Raw genomic sequence first — 1,694 nt, forward strand, 5'->3', positions numbered from 1 at the left:
GCAGCGCGGCCACCACCGCGGCGCCACCGGGCAGCGTGAGCGCCCAGACGCCCGCGTCGCGCGCGTACAGCCGCAGCGCCGCGTCCATCAAGGCCACCGGACCCCGGGGGCGCAATTCCAATGCGGAGACGGCCATCGCGTCAGCCCACCGCGTGCGCGGCCAGGAGCACGCCGCCCCACACGAGCACGACGCCCACGAGCGCCAGCACCACGTGCGCCACGCTCCACTCGCGCCGGGGGGGCGGCCCCTCCAGCGCCTTGCGGCGCGTGTCGAGGCAGCTGGCGCAGCGGTTGATGCCCTCGAACTGCGTGGTGCACTCGCGGCAGATGACGCGCCGGCACTCCACGCAGACGCCCAGGCCCGCGCGGTCCGGGTGGTAGTGGCAGCGGCCCGAGCCCTGAATCATGCGCTCACCTTACGCAATCCAGGGCTCGCCACACCACCCCCGCGCGGGCGGACCGGGGCCGCCTACAACTCGTCGAAGAACTCGTCGTTGTAGGTGTAGCGGCCGAGCCGTTTGACGAGCGCCTCCATGGCCTCCACCGGCTTCACGGAGAAGAGCATCTGCCGCAGCTTCTTCACCTTCTCGTACTCGCGCAGGGTGAAGAGCTTCTCCTCCTTGCGCGTGCCGGACTGGGGGATGTTGATGGCCGGGAAGACGCGCTTCTCCGCGAGGAGGCGGTCCAGGGTGACCTCGGAGTTACCCGTGCCCTTGAACTCCTCGAAAATCACCTCGTCCATGCGGCTGCCGGTGTCGATGAGCGCCGTGCCGATGATGGTGAGCGAGCCCGCCTCTTCCGTGGCGCGCGCGGCGCCGAAGATGCGCTTGGGGCGCTCCAGGGCGCGGCTGTCCACGCCGCCCGTCATGGTGCGGCCGGAGCTGTCGACCTCCTTGTTGTAGGCGCGCGCCAGGCGGGTGATGGAGTCCAGGAGGATGACCACGTCCTTGCCGGACTCCACCAGCCGGCGGGCGCGCTCCAGCGCGAGCTCCGCGACCTTGAGGTGGTCGCCCGTGGGCCGGTCGGAGCTGGAGGCGATGACCTCCGCCTTGATGCTCCGGCGCATGTCCGTCACTTCTTCCGGGCGCTCGTCGATGAGCACCACCATGACGTGGCACTCCGGGTGGTTCTGGATGACGGCCTGCGCGATGCGCTGGAGCATGATGGTCTTGCCCGTCTTGGGCGGGGCGACGATGAGCGCGCGCTGACCCTTGCCGATGGGCGCGATGAGGTCCAGCACGCGCGTGACCATCTCCTTGTGGCCGTTCTCCAGCTTCAGCCGCTCGGTGGGGTCCACGGAGGTGAGGTCCGCGAAGTGGGGCAGCCGGGGCGCGCCCTCCAGCGGGCGGCCGTCCACCGTGTCCACCTTCTGGATGACGCCCTTGTGGCCGCGCATCTGCGCGAACGCGGTGAGGTACTGGCCCTGCCGCAGGCGCAGCTTCTGCACCAGGTTCTTCGGCAGCTCCGGGTCGTCCGGCGACGCCAGCAGGTTGCGCTTCAGCTGACGCAGGAACGCGTTGGGGCCCTTGGCCTCCGTGTCCAGCACGCCCTCCACGGGCGCCAGGTTCTGCTGCGGCTGTCCACCCTGGCCGTGCCCGCCGCCGCGCTGCTGCTGGTGGCGCGGGTGCTCGTGGCGCTGCTGCGGCTGCGGCTGCCCGCCGTCCTGCGCGGGGCGGGCCTCCTGGGCCTGCGGC

At 71.4% G+C, this 1,694-nt stretch carries 2 protein-coding genes; both read right to left on the reverse strand.

Translation table 11 applies throughout. The features are described 5' to 3' along the window. Positions 1 to 140: 140 nt before the first annotated feature. Positions 141 to 407: a hypothetical protein gene (locus ACLEQD_RS42860; protein ID WP_014398393.1), complete on the reverse strand. Its 267-nt coding sequence runs from the start codon at positions 405 to 407 to the stop codon at positions 141 to 143. A 62-nt stretch (positions 408 to 469) separates the two neighbouring features. Then, positions 470 to 1,694 (reverse strand): transcription termination factor Rho (gene rho, locus ACLEQD_RS42865; protein ID WP_410391719.1); only part of this gene is annotated, 1,225 nt, incomplete at its 5' end.

This window comes from Corallococcus sp. 4LFB (genome assembly GCF_046520365.1).
Taxonomy (GTDB): Bacteria; Myxococcota; Myxococcia; order Myxococcales; family Myxococcaceae; genus Corallococcus; species Corallococcus caeni.

Bases quoted from the DNA above. Each gene is read 5' to 3' on its own strand.
- ACLEQD_RS42860 (WP_014398393.1), bottom strand. From the start codon at position 407: ATGATTCAGGGCTCGGGCCGCTGCCACTACCACCCGGACCGCGCGGGC.